The organism is Streptomyces fuscichromogenes (genome assembly GCF_014645815.1).
Taxonomy (GTDB): Bacteria; Actinomycetota; Actinomycetes; order Streptomycetales; family Streptomycetaceae; genus Streptomyces; species Streptomyces fuscichromogenes.
The window spans coordinates 389,879-406,866 of the sequence record NZ_BMML01000001.1 but is presented as its reverse complement, the minus strand read 5'-3'; the positions used below and the strand labels follow the sequence as shown (position 1 = coordinate 406,866).

At 73.0% G+C, this 16,988-nt stretch carries 13 protein-coding genes; 6 read left to right on the top strand and 7 right to left on the bottom strand.

The genetic code is table 11. The features are described from left to right. Positions 1-5: 5 nt before the first annotated feature. From IEZ11_RS01815 to rsmH, 4 genes are all read right to left on the bottom strand, one after another. Positions 6-1,679 (bottom strand): UDP-N-acetylmuramoyl-L-alanyl-D-glutamate--2,6-diaminopimelate ligase, encoded by a 1,674-nt coding sequence (locus tag IEZ11_RS01815; protein ID WP_189260726.1) that lies wholly within the window; start codon positions 1,677-1,679, stop codon positions 6-8. Positions 1,680-1,745: 66 nt separating this feature from the next. Next, a complete protein-coding gene (locus IEZ11_RS01810; RefSeq protein WP_189260725.1) occupies positions 1,746-3,746 on the bottom strand; it encodes a peptidoglycan D,D-transpeptidase FtsI family protein in 2,001 nt (666 codons plus the stop codon). Then, positions 3,743-4,321, bottom strand: coding sequence for a cell division protein FtsL (ftsL, locus tag IEZ11_RS01805; RefSeq protein ID WP_189260724.1), 579 nt, complete (start codon positions 4,319-4,321; stop codon positions 3,743-3,745). Before ftsL ends, IEZ11_RS01810 begins: the two co-directional genes overlap by 4 nt. A gap of 33 nt (positions 4,322-4,354) precedes the next feature. Next, entirely contained in the window at positions 4,355-5,359 is a 1,005-nt protein-coding gene (rsmH, locus tag IEZ11_RS01800) for a 16S rRNA (cytosine(1402)-N(4))-methyltransferase RsmH (RefSeq protein ID WP_189260723.1), read from the bottom strand. Between the two features lie 358 nt (positions 5,360-5,717). Here rsmH and IEZ11_RS01795 point away from each other — a divergent pair, with 358 nt between their 5' ends. The 4 genes from IEZ11_RS01795 to IEZ11_RS01780 all read left to right on the top strand — a co-directional run bounded on the left by IEZ11_RS01795 (position 5,718) and on the right by IEZ11_RS01780 (position 11,440). Further along, the gene (locus IEZ11_RS01795; protein ID WP_189260722.1) at positions 5,718-6,266 is read left to right on the top strand and encodes a beta-class carbonic anhydrase; all 549 of its coding nucleotides are present in this window, start codon (positions 5,718-5,720) and stop codon (positions 6,264-6,266) included. 400 nt (positions 6,267-6,666) lie between these two features. Further along, on the top strand, positions 6,667-7,707 hold the full coding sequence (locus tag IEZ11_RS01790; protein ID WP_189260721.1) for an AAA family ATPase: 1,041 nt from the start codon (positions 6,667-6,669) through the stop codon (positions 7,705-7,707). After that, positions 7,707-9,053, top strand: a complete 1,347-nt coding sequence (locus IEZ11_RS01785; RefSeq protein WP_189260720.1) for a DUF58 domain-containing protein — start codon at positions 7,707-7,709, stop codon at positions 9,051-9,053. The genes IEZ11_RS01790 and IEZ11_RS01785 overlap by 1 nt, the downstream gene beginning before the upstream one ends. Beyond that, complete coding sequence (locus IEZ11_RS01780) at positions 9,053-11,440, top strand: transglutaminase TgpA family protein (RefSeq protein ID WP_189260719.1); 2,388 nt, start codon at positions 9,053-9,055, stop codon at positions 11,438-11,440. The genes IEZ11_RS01785 and IEZ11_RS01780 overlap by 1 nt, the downstream gene beginning before the upstream one ends. 281 nt (positions 11,441-11,721) lie before the next feature. Here the strand turns inward: IEZ11_RS01780 and IEZ11_RS01775 are convergent, their stop codons facing one another. The 3 genes from IEZ11_RS01775 to IEZ11_RS01765 form a co-directional block, all read right to left on the bottom strand. Further along, the gene (locus IEZ11_RS01775; protein WP_189260718.1) at positions 11,722-12,114 is read right to left on the bottom strand and encodes an SCO2097 family morphological protein; all 393 of its coding nucleotides are present in this window, start codon (positions 12,112-12,114) and stop codon (positions 11,722-11,724) included. Positions 12,115-12,391: 277 nt separating this feature from the next. Further along, the gene (locus IEZ11_RS01770; RefSeq protein WP_189260717.1) at positions 12,392-13,162 is read right to left on the bottom strand and encodes a methyltransferase; all 771 of its coding nucleotides are present in this window, start codon (positions 13,160-13,162) and stop codon (positions 12,392-12,394) included. A 161-nt stretch (positions 13,163-13,323) separates the two neighbouring features. After that, on the bottom strand, positions 13,324-13,887 hold the full coding sequence (locus tag IEZ11_RS01765; protein ID WP_189260716.1) for an SAV_6107 family HEPN domain-containing protein: 564 nt from the start codon (positions 13,885-13,887) through the stop codon (positions 13,324-13,326). A 173-nt stretch (positions 13,888-14,060) separates the two neighbouring features. Here IEZ11_RS01765 and IEZ11_RS01760 point away from each other — a divergent pair, with 173 nt between their 5' ends. Together IEZ11_RS01760 and IEZ11_RS01755 are read left to right on the top strand one after the other, a co-directional pair. Continuing rightward, positions 14,061-14,885, top strand: a complete 825-nt coding sequence (locus IEZ11_RS01760) for an ATP-binding cassette domain-containing protein (protein WP_189260715.1) — start codon at positions 14,061-14,063, stop codon at positions 14,883-14,885. Beyond that, positions 14,857-16,941: a YhgE/Pip domain-containing protein gene (locus IEZ11_RS01755; protein WP_189260714.1), complete on the top strand. Its 2,085-nt coding sequence runs from the start codon at positions 14,857-14,859 to the stop codon at positions 16,939-16,941. Before IEZ11_RS01760 ends, IEZ11_RS01755 begins: the two co-directional genes overlap by 29 nt. The last annotated feature ends 47 nt before the right edge of the window (positions 16,942-16,988 follow it).

Sequence of the window (16,988 nt, the reverse complement as noted above, 5' to 3'; positions counted from 1 at the left end):
GATTTTCATCCCTGGGTTTTCTGGATGGCTTCGCGGAGGACCTGACGGTCGTCGAAGGGACGGATCACGCCGGCGATGTCCTGGCCCTGCTCGTGGCCCTTGCCGGCGACCAGCACGGTGTCACCGGGGTGCGCGCGGGCCACGGCGGCTTCGATCGCCGCGGCCCGGTCCTCGAAGAGGAGCACCTCGCCGCGCTCGTGGGCGGGCACCGAGGCGGCGCCTTCGAGCATGGTGGCGAGGATGGCGAGGGGGTCTTCGGAGCGGGGGTTGTCGGAGGTCAGCACGGCGATGTCGGCGAGCCGGGCGGCGGCGGCCCCCATCGGGGCGCGCTTGGTGCGGTCGCGGTCGCCGCCACAGCCGAGGACGATGTGCAGCCGGCCCTTGGTGACCTTGCGCAGGGCCCTGAGGACCGACTCGACGGCGTCCGTCTTGTGGGCGTAGTCGACGACCGCGAGGTAGGGCTGCCCGGCGTCCACGCGCTCCAGACGGCCCGGGACGCCCGGCACGGCGGCGATGCCGTCGGCGGCGGCCTGCGGGTCGAGGCCGGCGGCGGCGAGGGCGACGATCGCGGCGAGGGTGTTCGCCACGTTGAAGGGGCCCGGCAGCGGCGACTTGGCGGCGATCCGGACGCCTTCGGGCCCGACGGCGGTGAACGTCGAGTCCATCGGGCCGATGTGGACGTCGGTGGCCCGCCAGTCGGCGTCCGGGTGGTCCTCGGCGGAGTAGGTGACGACCGGGACACCGGCCTCCCGGGCGAGCCGGCGGCCGTACTCGTCGTCGACGTTGACCACGCCGCGTCTGCTGCGTTCCGGGGTGAACAGCTGTGCCTTGGCCCGGTAGTAGTCCTCCATGTCGGAGTGGAACTCCATGTGTTCCGGGCTGAGGTTGGTGAAGACCGCGATGTCGAAGACGCAGCCGTCGACCCGGCCGAGGACCAGGGCATGGCTGGAGACCTCCATGGCGACCGCCTCGACGCCGCGCTCGCGCATCACCGCGAACAGGGCCTGGAGGTCGGTGGCCTCGGGGGTGGTGCGCTCGGACTTGATGCGCTCGTCGCCGATGCGCGTCTCGACCGTGCCGATGAGACCGGTGTTGCGGGTGGTCCGCAGACCGCCCTCGACCAGGTACGCGGTGGTGGTCTTCCCGGATGTGCCGGTGATGCCGATCTGGAGCAGGTCGCCGCCGGGGCGGCCGTAGATGGTGGCCGCGAGTTCGCCCATCCGCGCGCGCGGATCGTCGACGACCAGGACCGGCAAGCCGGTCCCGGCGGCGCGTCCGGCGCCCGCCGGGTCGGTCAGGACGGCGACCGCGCCGAGGCCGGCGGCCTGGACGGCGAAGTCGGCGCCGTGCAGCCGGGCCCCCGGCAGGGCGGCGTACAGGTCACCGGGGCGGACGGCGCGCGAGTCATGGGTGATGCCCGTGACCTCCACTGTGTCCGGTGTGTTCTGTGTGGTGTCCGGTACGGCGGCACCCAGTTGGCCGGCGAGTTCCGCGAGGGGTGTGGCGGAGATCCGAACCGGCCTGGGCGGCCCGGGATATGTCACGGAAACGCCCTTCTGGGTGGTTTGGGACTGATCAGCGTGTGGCACGGCGGTGAGCGTACCGGGCGCACCCGCTCCGGAGCGAAGTGAGGGCTGCCGGGCCCCGTGGTTCCCGGGATCGGGGGTGATCGTTGTCACGAGCTCGTTCCTGGTGGTCTGTGCGATGCGCTGCGGCGCCGATCAGGGCTGGTGTCAGGGCTGCTGTCAGGGCTTGTAGTCGACGGGCAGGTCCGCCGCCTTGGCGCCGGTCGGCGGGATCTGGAGGGTCTTGAGGGCGAACTCCATCACCTGCTTGTAGATCGGGCCGCAGATCTGGCCGCCGAAGTAGCTGCCCTGCGTGGAGTTCTGGATGGCGCAGTAGACGGTGATGCGGGGCTTGTCCGCGGGCGCGAAGCCGGCGAACGACGAGGTGTAGCCGCTGTACCTGCCGGTGGCCGGATCCACGCGGTTGGCGGTGCCGGTCTTGCCGGCCACGTTGTAGCCGGGGATGGCCGCCTTGGTACCGGTGCCCTGCTGGTCGTCCACGACGGACTCCAGCATCTCCGCGAGGGTCTTGGCCGTCTTCTCACTGACCACACGGCTCTTCTTGGGCTGCGCTGCCGGGGTGAAGCGACCGTCGGCGCCCTTGGTGCCCCGCACCAGGGTGGGTTCGACGCGGACCCCGCCGTTGGCGATCGTCGAGTAGACGGAGGCCGCCTGCATGGCGTTGATGGAGAAGCCCTGGCCGAAAGGGATCGTGTACTGCTGCGATGTCGACCACTTGTCCGGAGCGGCCAGGATGCCCTTGGTCTCGCCGGGGAAGCCGAGCCCGGAGTAGCTGCCGATGCCGAACTTGCGCAGGTACGAGTAGAGGACCTGGTTCGCCTGTGCCTGGGTCTTGCCGAGCTGGCCGGTGGCGAGGATGGTGCCGATGTTGCTGGACTTGGCGAGCACGCCGTTGAGCGTGAGGTACCAGGTGGCGTGGTCGGCGTCGTCCTTGAAGAGCCGGTCGCCGCGGTGCAGCCGGTTGGGCACCTCCACATGGGTGAGCGGGGTGGCGGCGTGCTCCTCCAGGACGGCCGCCATCGACATCACCTTGGCGGTGGAGCCGGGCTCGTAGGCGTCCTGGAGGGCCGCGTTGCCCAGGTCGGCGGCGTCGGCCGTCGACAGGTCGTTCGGGTCGAAGCCGGGCGAGTTGGCCATCGCCAGGATCTGGCCGGTCCTGGTGTCCTGGACGACCACGTAGCCGCGGTCCGCCTTGGACTTCTTGACCTGCTCGGTGATGGCGTTCTGCGCGGCCCACTGGATGTCGCGGTCGATGGTGAGCTCGACGTCGGAGCCGGCCACCGCCGGGGTCTCGGTGGAGCCCGCGGTGGGCACCTCGCGACCGCCCGACTGGGCGTAGCGGATCTTGCCGTCCTTGCCGGTCAGCTCCTTGTCGAGCTGCGACTCGATACCGCCGCCGCCCTTGCCGTCGGCGTTGACCCAGCCCAGTATCCCGGCGGCCAGGTCGCCGTTCGGGTACACGCGCTGGCTGCTGGGGTCGGCGAAGACGCCGGCCAGCACGTTGACGGTCCTGCCGTCGGTCCCGGCCTTGGCGGTGAGCGCGGCCTTCAGGTCCTTGATCTGCTTCCAGACCTGGGGGGTCTGCCGGGTGGCGAGCCGGACGTAGCGCAGCTCCTTGTTCTCGGGCCGCAGCAGTTTCAGAAGGTCCGCCTGGCTCTTGCCGAGGATCGGGGCGAGCAGCGCGGCGGCCTGCTCGGGTCCGTCGCCGATCTTGAGCTGCTTGCTGGTGAACATCGTGGGGTCGGCGGTGATGTCGTACGCGTCCTCGCTGATCGCCAGCGCCACGCCGTTGCGGTCGGTGATCCCGCCGCGCTCGGCGGCCAGGGTGTGCACGACATACCGGTTCTGCTCGGCCTTCGCCGCGTACGCGCCGGCGTCGACGGCCTGGACCTGGAGCAGGCGTACGACGAAGACGGTCAGCACCAGGGTCAGGGCGAGGCCGACCATGCGCAGCCGGGGCCGGGGACTGCCGAGCCGCAGCGCGGGCGCGGCCCCGGCCGCGGGGCGCGGGGCCCCCGGCCGGCGGACCGGACGGGCGCCGGGGCCGGGCTGCCGCCGGACGCTGCCCCGGGGGTCCCGGGGGCGGGGCGGCTTGGCGGGGCCGGGCACGCGGCGGCGCGGCGGTCGCCTCTCTCCAGAAGTGTCGGGCACTTCCGTCACCTGCCGGGGGTCGGGGTCGGGGTCGTCACCGGCGTGGCCGCCGGCGCCGGGCTCGTCGTCGGGGTGGCTCCCGGCGCCGGCGTGGTGACCGGCGTGGGTGCCGGTGCGGCCACCGGCGGGGTCACCGGCGCGGACCCGGCCGGCGGGACCGCGGCGGCGGACTGCGTGCCGATGGCCTCGGGGGCGAGGGGCACGGTGGTCTGCCGGAGGGCGGCGGGACCGGGGATGCCCTTGACGGTGCCGTCCGGGCCGAGGAAGGCCGGGTCGCCGCCGGGGACCATGCCGAGCTCGCGGGCCCGGCGCTGGAGGGCGTCGGGGGCGGAGTAGGCGTCGATGTCCCGTTGCAGGGCCTGTTCCTCGTCGGTGAGGTTCTTGGTCTGCTTCTGCAGGTCGTCGAGTTTGAACGAGCCCTCGCTGAGCGCCGAGTTCAGCACCAGCAGGCTGATCAGGCCGCCGCCGAGGAGCAGGACGACGAGCAGGACGAACGGGGTGCGGGCGGCCTGGTTGGCCCGGCCGGCCGGAAAGAGCCGGGCGAGCCGGGCCGCCCGCCCCCGCAGTTCCGGTTTCCTACTCACGTGTCCTCCGGTGGGTCCGGAAACCCCGCTCGCTCACTCGGCTTCCTCCCTGATGCGCTGGGCTCCCCGAAGACGCGCCGGTGCGGCCCGGCGGTTCTCGGCGACCTCTTCCTCGGTGGGAAGTTCGGCACCGCGCGTGAGCAGCTTGAGCCGGGGCTGGTACCGCTCGGGCACGACCGGCAGTCCGGGCGGCGCGGTGGTGGCGGCGCCGGCCGCGAACACCTGCTTGACCAGGCGGTCTTCGAGCGAGTGGTACGACAGGACGGCGATCCGGCCGCCGACCGCGAGGGTCTTCACGGCGGCCGGGACCGCCCTCTCCAGGACGGCCAGTTCGCCGTTGACCTCGATGCGCAGCGCCTGGAAGGTGCGCTTGGCCGGGTTGCCGCCGGTGCGCTTGGCGGCCTGCGGCAGCGAGTCACGGATCAGCTCGACGAGCCGGGCGCTGTTGCTGAACGGCTCCTTCTCGCGCTCCCGGACGATCGCCGACACGATCCGCTTGGCCTGCTTCTCCTCGCCGTAGGCGAACAGGATGCGGACGAGGTCACCGGCCGGGTAGGTGTTGAGGACCTCGGCGGCACTGATGCCGGTCGTCTGGTCCATGCGCATGTCCAGGGGCGCGTCCTGGGCGTAGGCGAAGCCGCGGCCGGCCTCGTCGAGTTGCATGGAGGAGACGCCGAGGTCGAACAGCACGCCCTGCACGCGCGCGATGCCGAGGCGTTCGAGCACGTCGGGCAGTTCGTCGTAGACGGCGTGCACCAGGGTGGCGCGCTCGCCGAAGGGGGCGAGGCGTTCGCCGGACAGCCGCAGGGCCTCCTTGTCGCGGTCCAGGGCGACCAGCCGGGCCTCGGGGAAGCGGGTCAGCAGCGCCTCGCTGTGACCGCCGAGGCCGAGGGTGCAGTCGACGACCACGCTGCCGGGCCGCTCCAGGGCGGGTGCCAGCAGGTCCAGGCACCGCTGGAGCATCACCGGGACGTGTCGACTCTGGCCCTCCCGTCGCCCGCCACCACCCTTATTCGGAAGCGCTTCGCGCCCTTTCATTTTCGGGGGCCTCTCAGGTCCGGCACGGGGGACGCACCGCCGGGTCCCCGCCCGCTCGGTACGCGCGCCGCGCACGTGGGGAGACGGCCCGGACGCCGTGCCGGGGTCTCCAGGGGATTTCACCAGCGGGGAGAGCCTCGCCTCCCGCTTCGCGTCACTTTAGTCCACCGTGTCGCGCGGTCAATCAACCGGCCTGCGCGGCGCGTACGGCGTCCCGGCGGGGGCGGGATTCACCGGGAATCACCCGTGCGGCCCTGGTTTGCCCTCCCTGTGGGTTAGCTCACAACAAGCCACGATGACGTTCTTTGTCCCCTCTCACAGCAGGCCGTGACCCCCCGTGACCAGTACCGTCGTGACTATGACGACTTCCGCAGCAGCTCCCACTGGATCCGAAGGCGCCATAACCACGGACGGCACCGTGACGGATCGCCTGGTCGACGCCAACCGCACCTACGCGGGCGCCTTCACCGACCCCGGCATGGACGCCCGGCCCGTGCTGCACGTGGCCGTGGTGGCCTGCATGGACGCCCGCCTCGACCTGCACAAGGCGCTCGGTCTGCAGCTCGGCGACTGCCACACCATCCGCAACGCGGGCGGCGTGGTCACCGACGACGTGATCCGCTCGCTCACCATCAGCCAGCGCAAGCTCGGCACCCGCAGCATCGTGCTCATCCACCACACCGGCTGCGGTCTGGAGGCCCTCACCGAGGACTTCCGCACCGAGCTGGAGATGGAGGTGGGCCAGCGCCCGGCCTGGGCGGTGGAGTCCTTCCGGGACGTCGACCAGGACGTCCGGCAGTCCATGCAGCGGGTGCGCACCTCGCCGTTCCTGGTGCACACCGACGACGTACGCGGCTTCGTCTTCGACGTCCGCACCGGCCTCCTGCGCGAGGTCGACCCGACCTGATCGGCCCCGCCGCCCGGCTGCCCGCCCCGGTCCCGACACCCGCGCCGGCAGCCGGGCCCGTCATCTCCCGGCCCGGCCGCCCCGACCGCCTCGCCATACCGTCGGCGGACCACGTCACCCCCGCCGCTCCGGTCACCCCGGCCCGCCGAGCGGGCCGCGCACCCCGGAACACACCCGCCGTAAGCTGTCGGCCCGCTGTCGAATAGACGGTCGAAAGCCCGTAAGGCCGACATAGTGCGGGCAGTTGTCCACAGGCGAGTGACACGAATCGGTAACGGCAGCAAGAATGCGGTGTGGGACGTCGCGCGGAACCATTCACGCGTGGTGTCCGTGATTCGGGGTGGGCCGGTTATGCGAGACGACGCGCCGGCCCGGGCAAAAACGGGCCGAGGAGGGCCGGGTGACGACCTATGACGATCGAGCGAGCCTCACTGATCTGACCGCCACTGTGGAGCGGGTCCGCAGTTCGGTGGAGGGTGTGATCGAGGGCAAGCCCGAGGTCGTACGGCTTTCGCTGACCGTACTGCTCGCCGAGGGACATCTCCTGATCGAGGACGTCCCGGGCGTGGGCAAGACGATGCTGGCGAAGGCGCTGGCAAAGTCCATCGACTGCACTGTGCGACGTATCCAGTTCACGCCCGACCTGCTGCCGTCGGACATCACCGGCGTGTCCATCTGGGACCAGCAGCGCCGGGACTTCGAGTTCAAACCGGGCGCCATCTTCGCCCAGATCGTGATCGGCGACGAGATCAACCGCGCCTCGCCGAAGACCCAGTCCGCGCTGCTGGAGTCGATGGAGGAGCGGCAGGTCACCATCGACGGGCAGACCTACGAACTGCCCAGCCCTTTCATGGTGGTGGCCACCCAGAACCCGGTCGAGATGGAGGGCACCTACCCGCTGCCGGAGGCCCAGCGCGACCGCTTCATGGCCCGCGTCTCGGTCGGCTACCCCAGTGTGGAGGCCGAGTTGCAGATGCTCGACATCCACGGCGGGGCGAACCCCCTGGACGACCTGCAGCCGGTGGCGCACGCGCACGACATCGTGAAGCTGGTCGAGGCCGTGCGGAGCGTCCACGTCGCCGAACCGGTCCGGCGGTACGCGGTGGACCTGGTCGCCGCCACCCGCAGCCACCCCGACCTCAGACTCGGCGCCTCCCCGCGCGCCACGCTGCATCTGCTGCGCGCGGCGAAGGCCTCCGCCGCCCTGAGCGGCCGGGAGTACGCGCTGCCGGACGACGTGCAGGCGCTCGCCGTCGCGGTGCTGGCCCACCGGCTGCTGCCCACCGCCCAGGCCCAGCTCGCCCGGCGCACCGCGGAGCAGGTCGTCCAGGAGATCCTCCAGTCCACCCCGGTGCCCGCGGCCCCCCAGCAGCAGTCCGGCTTCGGCGGACTGGGCCGGGGTGTACCGGCCTATCCCCAGCAGCCCCCGCGGAGTCTGTGATGAGCGCCCCGGCGGAGGCCGGCCGCGAGGAGACGGGCGGGATCCGCACGGCCCTGGCCGGGCTGACCACCCGCGGCCGTTCCTTCCTGGCGGCCGGCATCGCGGCGGTGATCTGCGCGTACATACTCGGCCAGGCCGACCTGCGCCGGGTCGGGCTGCTGCTCGCCGTGCTGCCGCTGATCTGCGCCGCCGTGCTCTACCGCACCCGCTACCGGGTGGCCGGCAGCCGCCGGCTCTCGCCCGCGCGGGTGCCGGCCGGCAGCGAGGCCCGGGTCCATCTGCGGATGGACAACGTCTCACGGCTGCCCACCGGCCTGCTGATGCTCCAGGACCGGGTGCCCTACGTCCTCGGTCCGCGCCCCCGCTTCGTCCTGGACCGGGTGGAGCCGGGCGGCCGCCGCGAGGTGTCCTACCGGGTCCGCTCGGACCTGCGCGGCCGCTATCCGCTGGGCCCGCTCCAGCTGCGCCTGACCGACCCGTTCGGCATGTGCGAACTGACCCGCTCCTTCTCGACGTTCGACACCCTGACCGTCATCCCGAAGGTGGAGCCGCTGCCGCCGATCCGGCTCAGCGGCGAGGCCAAGGGGTACGGCGACGGGCGGCAGCGCTCCCTGGCCCTGGCCGGCGACGACGACGTGATCCCGCGCGGCTACCGCTACGGCGACGACCTGCGCCGCGTGCACTGGCGCTCCACCGCCCGCTACGGCGAGCTGATGGTGCGCCGCGAGGAACAGCCGCAGCGCGCCCGCTGCACGGTCCTCCTTGACACCCGGGGCCTCGCCTACGAAGGAGCGGGCCCGGACTCGGCGTTCGAGTGGGCGGTGTCCGGCGCCGCCTCCGTCCTGGTCCACATGCTGGAACGCGGCTTCTCGGTCCGGCTGTTGACGGACAGCGGCAGCTCGGTGCCCGGTGAGGGCGCCGACGGTTTCGCGGGCTCCGGCCAGGAGTCGGCTGAGGCGGCGGGGCTGATGATGGACACCCTGGCCGTGATCGACCACTCGGACGGCACGGGCCTGTCCCGGGCCTACGACGTGCTGCGCGGCGGGAACGAGGGACTGCTGGTGGCCTTCCTGGGCGACCTCGACGAGGAGCAGGCGACGGTGGTCGCGAAGATGCGCCAGCGCAGCGGCGGCGCCGTCGCCTTCGTGCTGGACCCGGACACCTGGGTCAGGGAGCCGAGCGACGTGCCCGCGCCCGGTGACGGACACGAGGAGCGGCTGCGGATGCTGCGCGAGGCGGGCTGGACGGTCCTCGGCGTGGAGCGCGGCGCCGCCCTGGCCGGGCTGTGGCGGCAGGCCGACCGGGAGCGTGCCGGGCTGGCCGCGCTGGGCGGTGAGGCACGGTGATGAGCGGACGGGCCCGGCTCGCCCTCAGCGCGGCGGCGGCGACACTGATGGCGTCCTGCGCCCTGCTGCCGCTGGTCTCCCCGATGACCTGGCTGTTCCAGGCGGCCTTCCTGGTGGCGGTCCAGACCGGCGTGGGCGCGGCCGCCCGGCGGGTGCCGCTGGCCCGGCCGCTGACCGTGGCGGCACAGGCCCTGGTCACGCTGCTGATGCTGACCGTGGTCTTCGCCCGGAGCCACGCGATCGCCGACGTGATCCCCGGCCCGGACACCTTCCGGTACTTCGGCGACCTGCTCCAGCAGGGTTCGGACGACGTCAGCCGGTACGCGATACCCGCGCCGCTGACGCCGGGCATCCGGCTGATGGTCATCGGCGGGGTGCTGGTGGTCGGGCTGGTGGTGGACACCCTCGCGGTGACCTTCCGCAGCGCGGCCCCGGCCGGGCTGCCGCTGCTGGCGCTGTACTCGGTGGCGGCGGGCCTGTCCGACGGGCCGAGCGACTGGCTGTGGTTCGTGGTGGCGGCGGCCGGTTACCTGATGCTGCTGCTCGCCGAGGGCCGGGACCGGCTCTCGCAGTGGGGCCGGGTGTTCGGCGGGGCCGCGCGCACCCCGGGCGGCCAGGAGGGCGGTGCGGTGGCCCCGGTGCGCACCGGGCGCCGGATCGGCTTCGCCGTGCTGAGCGTCGCCCTGTTCGTGCCGTTCGCGATGCCCTCGATCCAGGGCGGCCTGCTGGAGGACGCCGGGGCGGGTGTCGGCGTGGGTGACGGGAACGGCGGCACGATCTCCGCGGTCAACCCGCTGGTGTCGCTGCGGGACAGCCTCAACGTGGACGAGGACCGCCAGGTGCTCTCCGTGCGGACCAGCGGCAACGCCGACGTCTCCGACCTGTATCTGCGGATCGTCTCCCTGGACGACTTCGACGGCACCACCTGGAAGCCGGCCCAGCGGCACATCACCGGCGTGCCGAGCACGTTCCCGACCCCGGCCGGGCTGGGCGGCGACGTCCGGCGGACGACGGTGAAGTCGACGATCTCCGCCGCCGGCTGGTACGCCCAGGACTGGCTGCCGATGCCGTACCCGCCGAGCGGGGTGAAGGTGGCCGGCACCTGGCGCTACGAGCCCGTCGGGATGACCCTGGTCGGCGACCACGGGCAGAACACGCGCGGTGAGACCTACCAGGTCACCAGCCTGGACGTGCAGCCGACGGCGGAGCAGCTCGCGGCGGCGCCGGAGGCGTCGGCGGCCATGAAGAAGGAGTACACCCAGGTGCCCTCCTCGCTGCCGTCGGTGGTGGCGCGGACGGCGAAGGAGGTCACCGCGGGCTCGGCGAACCACTACGAGGAGGCGGTCAAGCTCCAGGACTACTTCGCGGTGACGGGCGGATTCCAGTACGACACGCAGGTGCAGGTCGGCCGGGGCGAGGGCGCGATCGCGAACTTCCTGAAGCAGAAGCGCGGTTTCTGCGTGCACTTCTCCTTCGCGATGGCCGCGATGGCCCGGACGCTGGGCATCCCGGCCCGGGTCTCGGTGGGCTTCGCGCCGGGCACCCCGCAGGCCGACGGCACGGTGTCGGTGGGCCTGAAGGACGCGCACGCGTGGCCGGAGCTGTACTTCGAGGGGGTGGGCTGGACCCGCTTCGAGCCGACCCCGACCCGGGGCACGACGCCGTCGTACACGGTGTCGGACACGCCCGGCTCCTCGGTGCCGAACGAGACCCTGCCCTCCAAGGGCGCCTCGACGGCGCCGTCGGCGTCGGCCTCGCAGAGCGAGAGCTGCCCGGCGCAGCTGCGCAGGCAGGAGGCCTGCGCCAGCGAGTCCGCGGCGGCCGCGGTGCGCAGCGGCGACGGCGGGACACCGTGGTGGCAGCTGGCCCTGTGGGCGCTCGGCGGTCTCGCCGTGGTGGCGGCGCCGCTGTCGCCGATGCTGTACCGGCAGCGGGCGCGGGCGAGCCGGCTCGGGGCCCACGACCGTTCGCCCGCGGGCGTGGCGGCGCACACGCTGGCGGTCTGGCTGGAACTGACCGACACCGCCTGGGACTTCGGGATCGCACCGGACGAGTCGCAGACCCCGCGCAAGGCGGCGGCCCGGATCGTCGTGCTCGGCAGTCTCGATCCGGCCGCCGGGGCCTCGGTGCACCGGGTGGCGGACGCGGTCGAACAGGTGCTGTACGCGCCACGGCCGCGGCCGACGGCGGGCCTCGCGGACGACGTCCGCAGGGTGACGGCCGCGTTCAACGGCACGGTCGGGCTCCCCGCGCGGCTGCGGGCGCTGTTCGCTCCGCGGTCGGCGGTGCGCGTGGTGTGGGCGGCGTCGGCGGGGTGGACGCGGCTGCGGGAGCGGGTGGCCGCGGCCAGGCCGAGCCTGCGCAAGCCGTCGGAGCAGCGGGGCTGACGGGGGCGGGCGGGGCGGAGTCGCTCACCGGCGCTTGCCGGGTGCCGCCGCGCCCACCCGTGCCGCCCTGCGGCACGCCTGCCCGCAGCTATGTAACTGGCGTGACTACAGCGCCCCGTAAGGGGCGCGGGGAACTGCGCGAGCAACCCCCACCGGCCCGCAGCGACTCACAGCCCGCAGCGAGGTCCTTGGCTCCGGCCGACTGAACAACGCCTGAGGGGTGACCGCCCAGTGACGGTCACCCCTCGGTCACGCTCTGTTTGGGCCTGCCAGGCGAAGCCTCACTGGCCCTGCTCGTCGCGGCGGCGCTGCCAGCGCTCCTCGATGCGGTCCATCATGGAGCGCTTCGGCCGGACCTGACGGCGGGCCTGTGCGCCTCCCGCGGGCTGCTCGCCGGGCTTGGGGGCCTTGCGCCAGCCGGTGACGGCGAGGACCGCGCAGCCCAGCATGACCAGGAAGCCCACCACGCTGACCCAGATGATCTGCTGTGCGACCATTCCGGCCATGAGGAGCGCGATACCCACGAGGAAGCCGACGACCGCCAGGTAGACCCGTCGCCGGGTGAACGTCCGCAGCCCGTTTCCCTCAAGCGCTGTCGCGAACTTGGGGTCTTCGGCGTACAGCGCTCGCTCCATCTGCTCAAGCATTCGCTGCTCGTGCTCCGAGAGCGGCACGGCGTCCTCCTCATCGTGCAGTCGCCGGGGCGACCCGGGGGGTCCCTTCAGGATAGGCAGGGAATCGCCCCCGTGAAACCCGCCCCTCTAGGCCAATTGGCCAACCGGAATCCGACATGGCCGTCCCGGCTCGCTGAGGCTTCCATTCCCCAGGAGCCGACCCGTCATGCCGGGCGATCTCCCTCGATCATACGGCGCAAACCCCTCGATCGGGGGGCCTGTGGCGTACTCCATCCGCTGCCGAGCCCCTGATCAGCGGGCACGTCCCAGGAGCACCTCAGACCCCGGTGGCACCCGGTGTCTCGCCGAGCACATGCAACTGGGTGGCGAGGGCCTGGAAGGCGGGGAGCTCGGCCGCGGCGGCCTCCAGCTTGAGCAACGCGTCCAGGGCACCGGGCTCGGTGTCCACCAGGACGCCGGGGACCAGGTCGGCGAAGACCCGCACGCCGTGCACGGCGGCGACGGCCAGGCCGGCGTCCTCGACCAGGCCGACGAGCTGGTCGGCGGTGAAGCGGCGGGGCATCGGGTCACCGCTGCCCCAGCGGCCGTCGGAGCTCTCCAGGGCCTGCTTGGCCTCCTTGAAGTGGCCGGCGAGGGCGCGGGCGACCACGGCCCCGCCGAGCCCGGCGGCGAGCAGGCTGAGGACGCCCTCGGAGCGCAGCGCGGCCACCGTGTTGCGCACACCCTCGGCCGGGTCGTCGACGTGCTCCAGGACGCCGTGGCACAGCACCACGTCGTGGCCGCCGCGCTCGACGACGTCGAACAGGCCGAGGACATCGCCCTGGACGCCCTTGACCCGGTCCGCCACACCGGCCTCGGCGACCCGGCGCTCCAGCGCGAACAGCGCGTTCGGGCTGGGGTCGACGACGGTGACGCGGTGGCCGAGGCGGGCCAGGGGGACGGCGAAGTTGCCGCTGCCGCCTCCGGTGTCCAGGACGTCCAGCGCGTCCCGGCCGGTGGCCTTGACCCGGCGGTCGAGGGCGTCCTGGAGAACCTCCCAGACCACGGCGGTGCGGAGAGAGGCGCGGGGTCGAGTGGGGTCCGGCACGGCAGTTGACTCCTCGGCGCGGCACCGCCTCTTGCCCGGCGGCGCGAACTCGGTGCCTCCCCGGCCCGAGGTGCGGGAGAAAGGAAGGCTTCAGGCGCTCTCCACCCTATTGCCTCCGCCGCCTTGGCCGGTCATCCCGCGTCGGGCGGCTCCCGGCCCGGTCATCCCGCGTCGGGCAGCTCCCTCCCCGGAGCGCGGGGCGGCCGCTCCCCGTCCTGTCGGCGCGCCTGTGGCAGCACCGGCTGGAGGACGAGCATCCGCTCGACGATACGGAGGAACACCGCCACGTCGCGTATCAGGTCGTCGGCGTCCCGGCGGCTCGCCGCGCCCTGGATTCCGGCCTCGGCGCGGGCCCGGCGACGGGCGCCGGAGGCGAACAGGGCGCTCCATTCGGTGAGCTCGGGCGCGACCTCGGGGAGCACCTCCCAGGCGCTGCGGATCCGGGCCCGGCGCCGGGGCGAGGTCTCGGGGCGGGCGCGGGCGGCGAGCACGGCGGCCGCGGTGCGCAGGGCGGCGAGGTGGGCGGTCGCATAGCGCTCGTTGGGGGTGTCGAGCAGTTCGGCCTCGTCGAGGGCGGCACGGGCCTGGGTGAGCAGGTCGAGGGCGGCGGGCGGGGCCGTGGCCCGGCGGAGCACGGGGTGCACGTCGCCCGCCGGCCCGGTCAGTGAGGGGGCAGGGCCGGTGGCGCGGCGCCGGTGGGCGGCGGACGCTGACGAGTTGGCCATGACGAACCTCCTGTCGTCTGAGTGACGGCGCCCTCACACGGGGTGCCGTATGTGCCCATCGTGGGGTATGGCACTGACAATCCGTTCTGACCTGGGGTTTTGCTTCGATCGAGAGTTCGGGATAGTTTTTGCACTGACCAGTCAGTTCAAAAACGAGCCACAGGGGGGAACCTGTGCACGGCGTACCTGTCACGGCCGAGCGCCTCGGGCTCAAGGGCCCGCGCGGCTGGGCGTTCCGGGGGATCTCCCTGGACGCCGGGCCCGGCGCGCTGATCACGGTGGAGGGGCCGTCCGGCTCCGGCCGCACCTGCCTGCTGCTCGCGCTCACCGGCCGGATGAGGACCACCGAGGGCACCGCGACCGTCGGCGGGGCCAAGCTGCCGGGGCAGCTCGCGGCCGTACGGAGGATCAGCGCGGTGGCCAACGTGGCCGGGGTCACCGACCTCGAACCCGCTCTGACCGTCGGCGAGCACCTGCGTGAACGAGCCCTGCTGCAACGCCGGTTCGGCGACTCCCTGCGTGCGCTGCTGCGGCCCCGGGCGGAGCGGACGGCACGGGCGCAGGAGCGCGTCGAGGACGCCCTGGCCGCCGCCGGGCTCGACCTGGAGTCGCTGCCGAAGGGCGCCCGGACCGCCGTACGGGATCTGGAGCGGATCGAGGCGCTGCGGCTGTCCGTGGCGCTGGCGCTGGTCGGCAAGCCGCGGCTGCTGGCCGTGGACGACGCCGACCTGAAGCTGTCGGAGTCCGAACGGGCCGAGGTGCGGGCGCTGTTGGCGTCGATCGCCGAGGCCGGGACGACGGTGGTGGCGGTGTGCGGACAGGCGATGGCGGGGGCCGTCGTCGTGCGCACCGGGACCACGGAGACCACACAGGCCACGGAGCCCGACGGGGCGACGACGACCACGACGACCACAGCGGCTACGGCGGCTACGGCGGCTACGGCGGCTACGGAGAAGAAGGGGGCCGGCGATGCGTTCGCCGCGACTGGCCGCGCTTGAGCTCAGGCGCTTTGGACGGGGCAGGCTGCCGCGCGCGGCCCTGGTGGCCCTGCTGGTGCTGCCGCTGCTGTACGGCGCGCTGTACCTGTGGTCGTTCTGGGATCCGTACGGCCGCCTCGACCGCGTCCCCGTGGCGCTCGTGAACGACGACGAGGGAGCGACGGCGAGCGGCCGGAGGCTCACCGCGGGCGACGACATCGTGGCCGGGCTGAAGGACAGCAGGACCTTCGACTGGCACGAGGTGAGCGCCGCCGAGGCGCGCCGGGGCGTGGAGAACGGCACCTACTACCTGTCGCTGACCATGCCCGCGGACTTCAGCGCGCGGATCGCCTCCAGCGCGGGCGACTCGCCCGAGACCGGCGCGCTCCAGGTGCGCACGAACGACGCGAACAACTACATCGTCGGGCAGATCTCCCGCACGGTCTTCAACGAGGTGCGGTCGGCCGCGTCCGCCAAGGCGTCCCGGTCCTTCCTGGACCGGATCTTCGTCTCGTTCGCCGACATCCACGGGCAGACCGTGAAGGCCGCCGAGGGCGCGGACACGCTGACCGGTGGCATCGGGAAGGCCGAGAAGGGGTCGAAGGACCTCGCGGACGGCCTGAAGGACGCCAAGACCGGCAGCGGGAAGCTGGCCCAGGGGATCAGGAAGCTGAACACGGGCGCGGGGACGCTGGCGGACGGCTCGCGGCAGGTCGCGGACGGCACCCAGGCGCTGGCGGAACAGGTCGACGGGGTCTACGGCAGGGTCGGCCCCTACCTGGCGAGGAACGAGAAGACCATCGGTGACACGGCGCAGTTGGTCGCCGACTCGGCACGGACCGTCCGCGGCAACCTGGACGTCCTGGTGAAGACCGCTCCGGCGGCCGCGAAGACCGCCCACGCGGCCGCCGCCACCCTGGACGAGGTCTACGCGGCGCGCTGCCCGGCCGGTTCGGCGGTGGACCCGGTCTGCCCGGACCTGAAGAAGGCCAGGGACGCGGCCGACGACGTGGCCGCCGTCGCCGACGACCTGAACACGCTGATCGCCGACCAGGACGGTGACCTGAAGACGCTCGACGCGAACCTCGGCACGCTCCAGAGCCGGGCACAGGCCCTCGCCGACCGCGCCCCGCACCTCTCCGAGGACGTCGCGGCCGCGGTCAAGAAGATCGACAGGCTGAACGACGGCGCGGCCCGGGTCGCCGCGGGCGCCGCGAGGCTGCACACCGGACTCGGCACGGCCACCACCGGCGCCACCGGCCTCGACAGCGGCATCGGCAGGCTGAAGACCGGCGCCTACGACCTCAACGGCGGGATGTACAAGCTGGCCGACGGCTCCAGCACCCTCGCGGGCGGCCTGCACGACGGCGCGGCGAAGATCCCCGACTACGACAGGCAGGACCGTGACCGGCGCACCGGGGTCATGTCCGACCCGGTCCGGCTCGCCTCGCAGGACCTGCACAAGGCGCCCAACTACGGCACCGGGTTCGCCCCTTACTTCATCCCGCTCTCCCTGTGGGTCGGCGCGATGGTGGCCTACATGCTGATCCAGCCGCTCAACCGGCGTGCGCTGGCGGCCGGTTCGGCGGCCTGGCGGATCGCGCTCGCGGGCTGGCTGCCGGTGGTCGCGGTCGGGGTGCTGCAGACGGCCGCCCTGATGGCCGTACTGCACTGGGCGATCGGGCTCCAGATGGTCCGGGCGGCCGGGACCGTCGGCTTCCTGTTCCTGGTGACGGCGTGCTTCGCGGCGATCGTGCAGTGGCTGAACGCGCGCTTCGGGGCGGCCGGCCGGATCCTGGTCCTCGCCCTGCTGATGCTCCAGCTGACGTCGGCGGGCGGCACGTATCCCGTGCAGACCAGTCCGGGCTTCTTCGGCGCGATCCACCCGTTCCTGCCGATGAGCCATGTCGTGGCGGCGCTGCGGCGGCTGATCACCGGCGGCGGGCTGGGGCCGGTGTGGCAGGCCTGCGCGGTGCTGGTGGCGTTCACGGCGGGGGCCCTGGCGCTCACCGCGGTGTCGGCCCGGCGCCGCCAGGTGTGGACGCTGGACCGCCTGCATCCCGAGCTGAGTCTGTGAGGACCTCCATGACCTCGTCCTCCGGGCCCGCGGGAGCCTCCGTTGCT

Excerpts from the sequence above, each read along its gene's own strand:
- IEZ11_RS01780 (WP_189260719.1), top strand. The coding sequence starts at position 9,053 with ATGAGCGGACGGGCCCGGCTCGCCCTCAGCGCGGCGGCGGCGACACTG.
- IEZ11_RS01765 (WP_189260716.1), bottom strand. The coding sequence starts at position 13,887 with ATGGCCAACTCGTCAGCGTCCGCCGCCCACCGGCGCCGCGCCACCGGC.
- rsmH (WP_189260723.1), bottom strand. The coding sequence starts at position 5,359 with ATGAAAGGGCGCGAAGCGCTTCCGAATAAGGGTGGTGGCGGGCGACGG.
- IEZ11_RS01785 (WP_189260720.1), top strand. The coding sequence starts at position 7,707 with ATGAGCGCCCCGGCGGAGGCCGGCCGCGAGGAGACGGGCGGGATCCGC.
- IEZ11_RS01795 (WP_189260722.1), top strand. The coding sequence starts at position 5,718 with ATGACGACTTCCGCAGCAGCTCCCACTGGATCCGAAGGCGCCATAACC.
- IEZ11_RS01755 (WP_189260714.1), top strand. The coding sequence starts at position 14,857 with ATGCGTTCGCCGCGACTGGCCGCGCTTGAGCTCAGGCGCTTTGGACGG.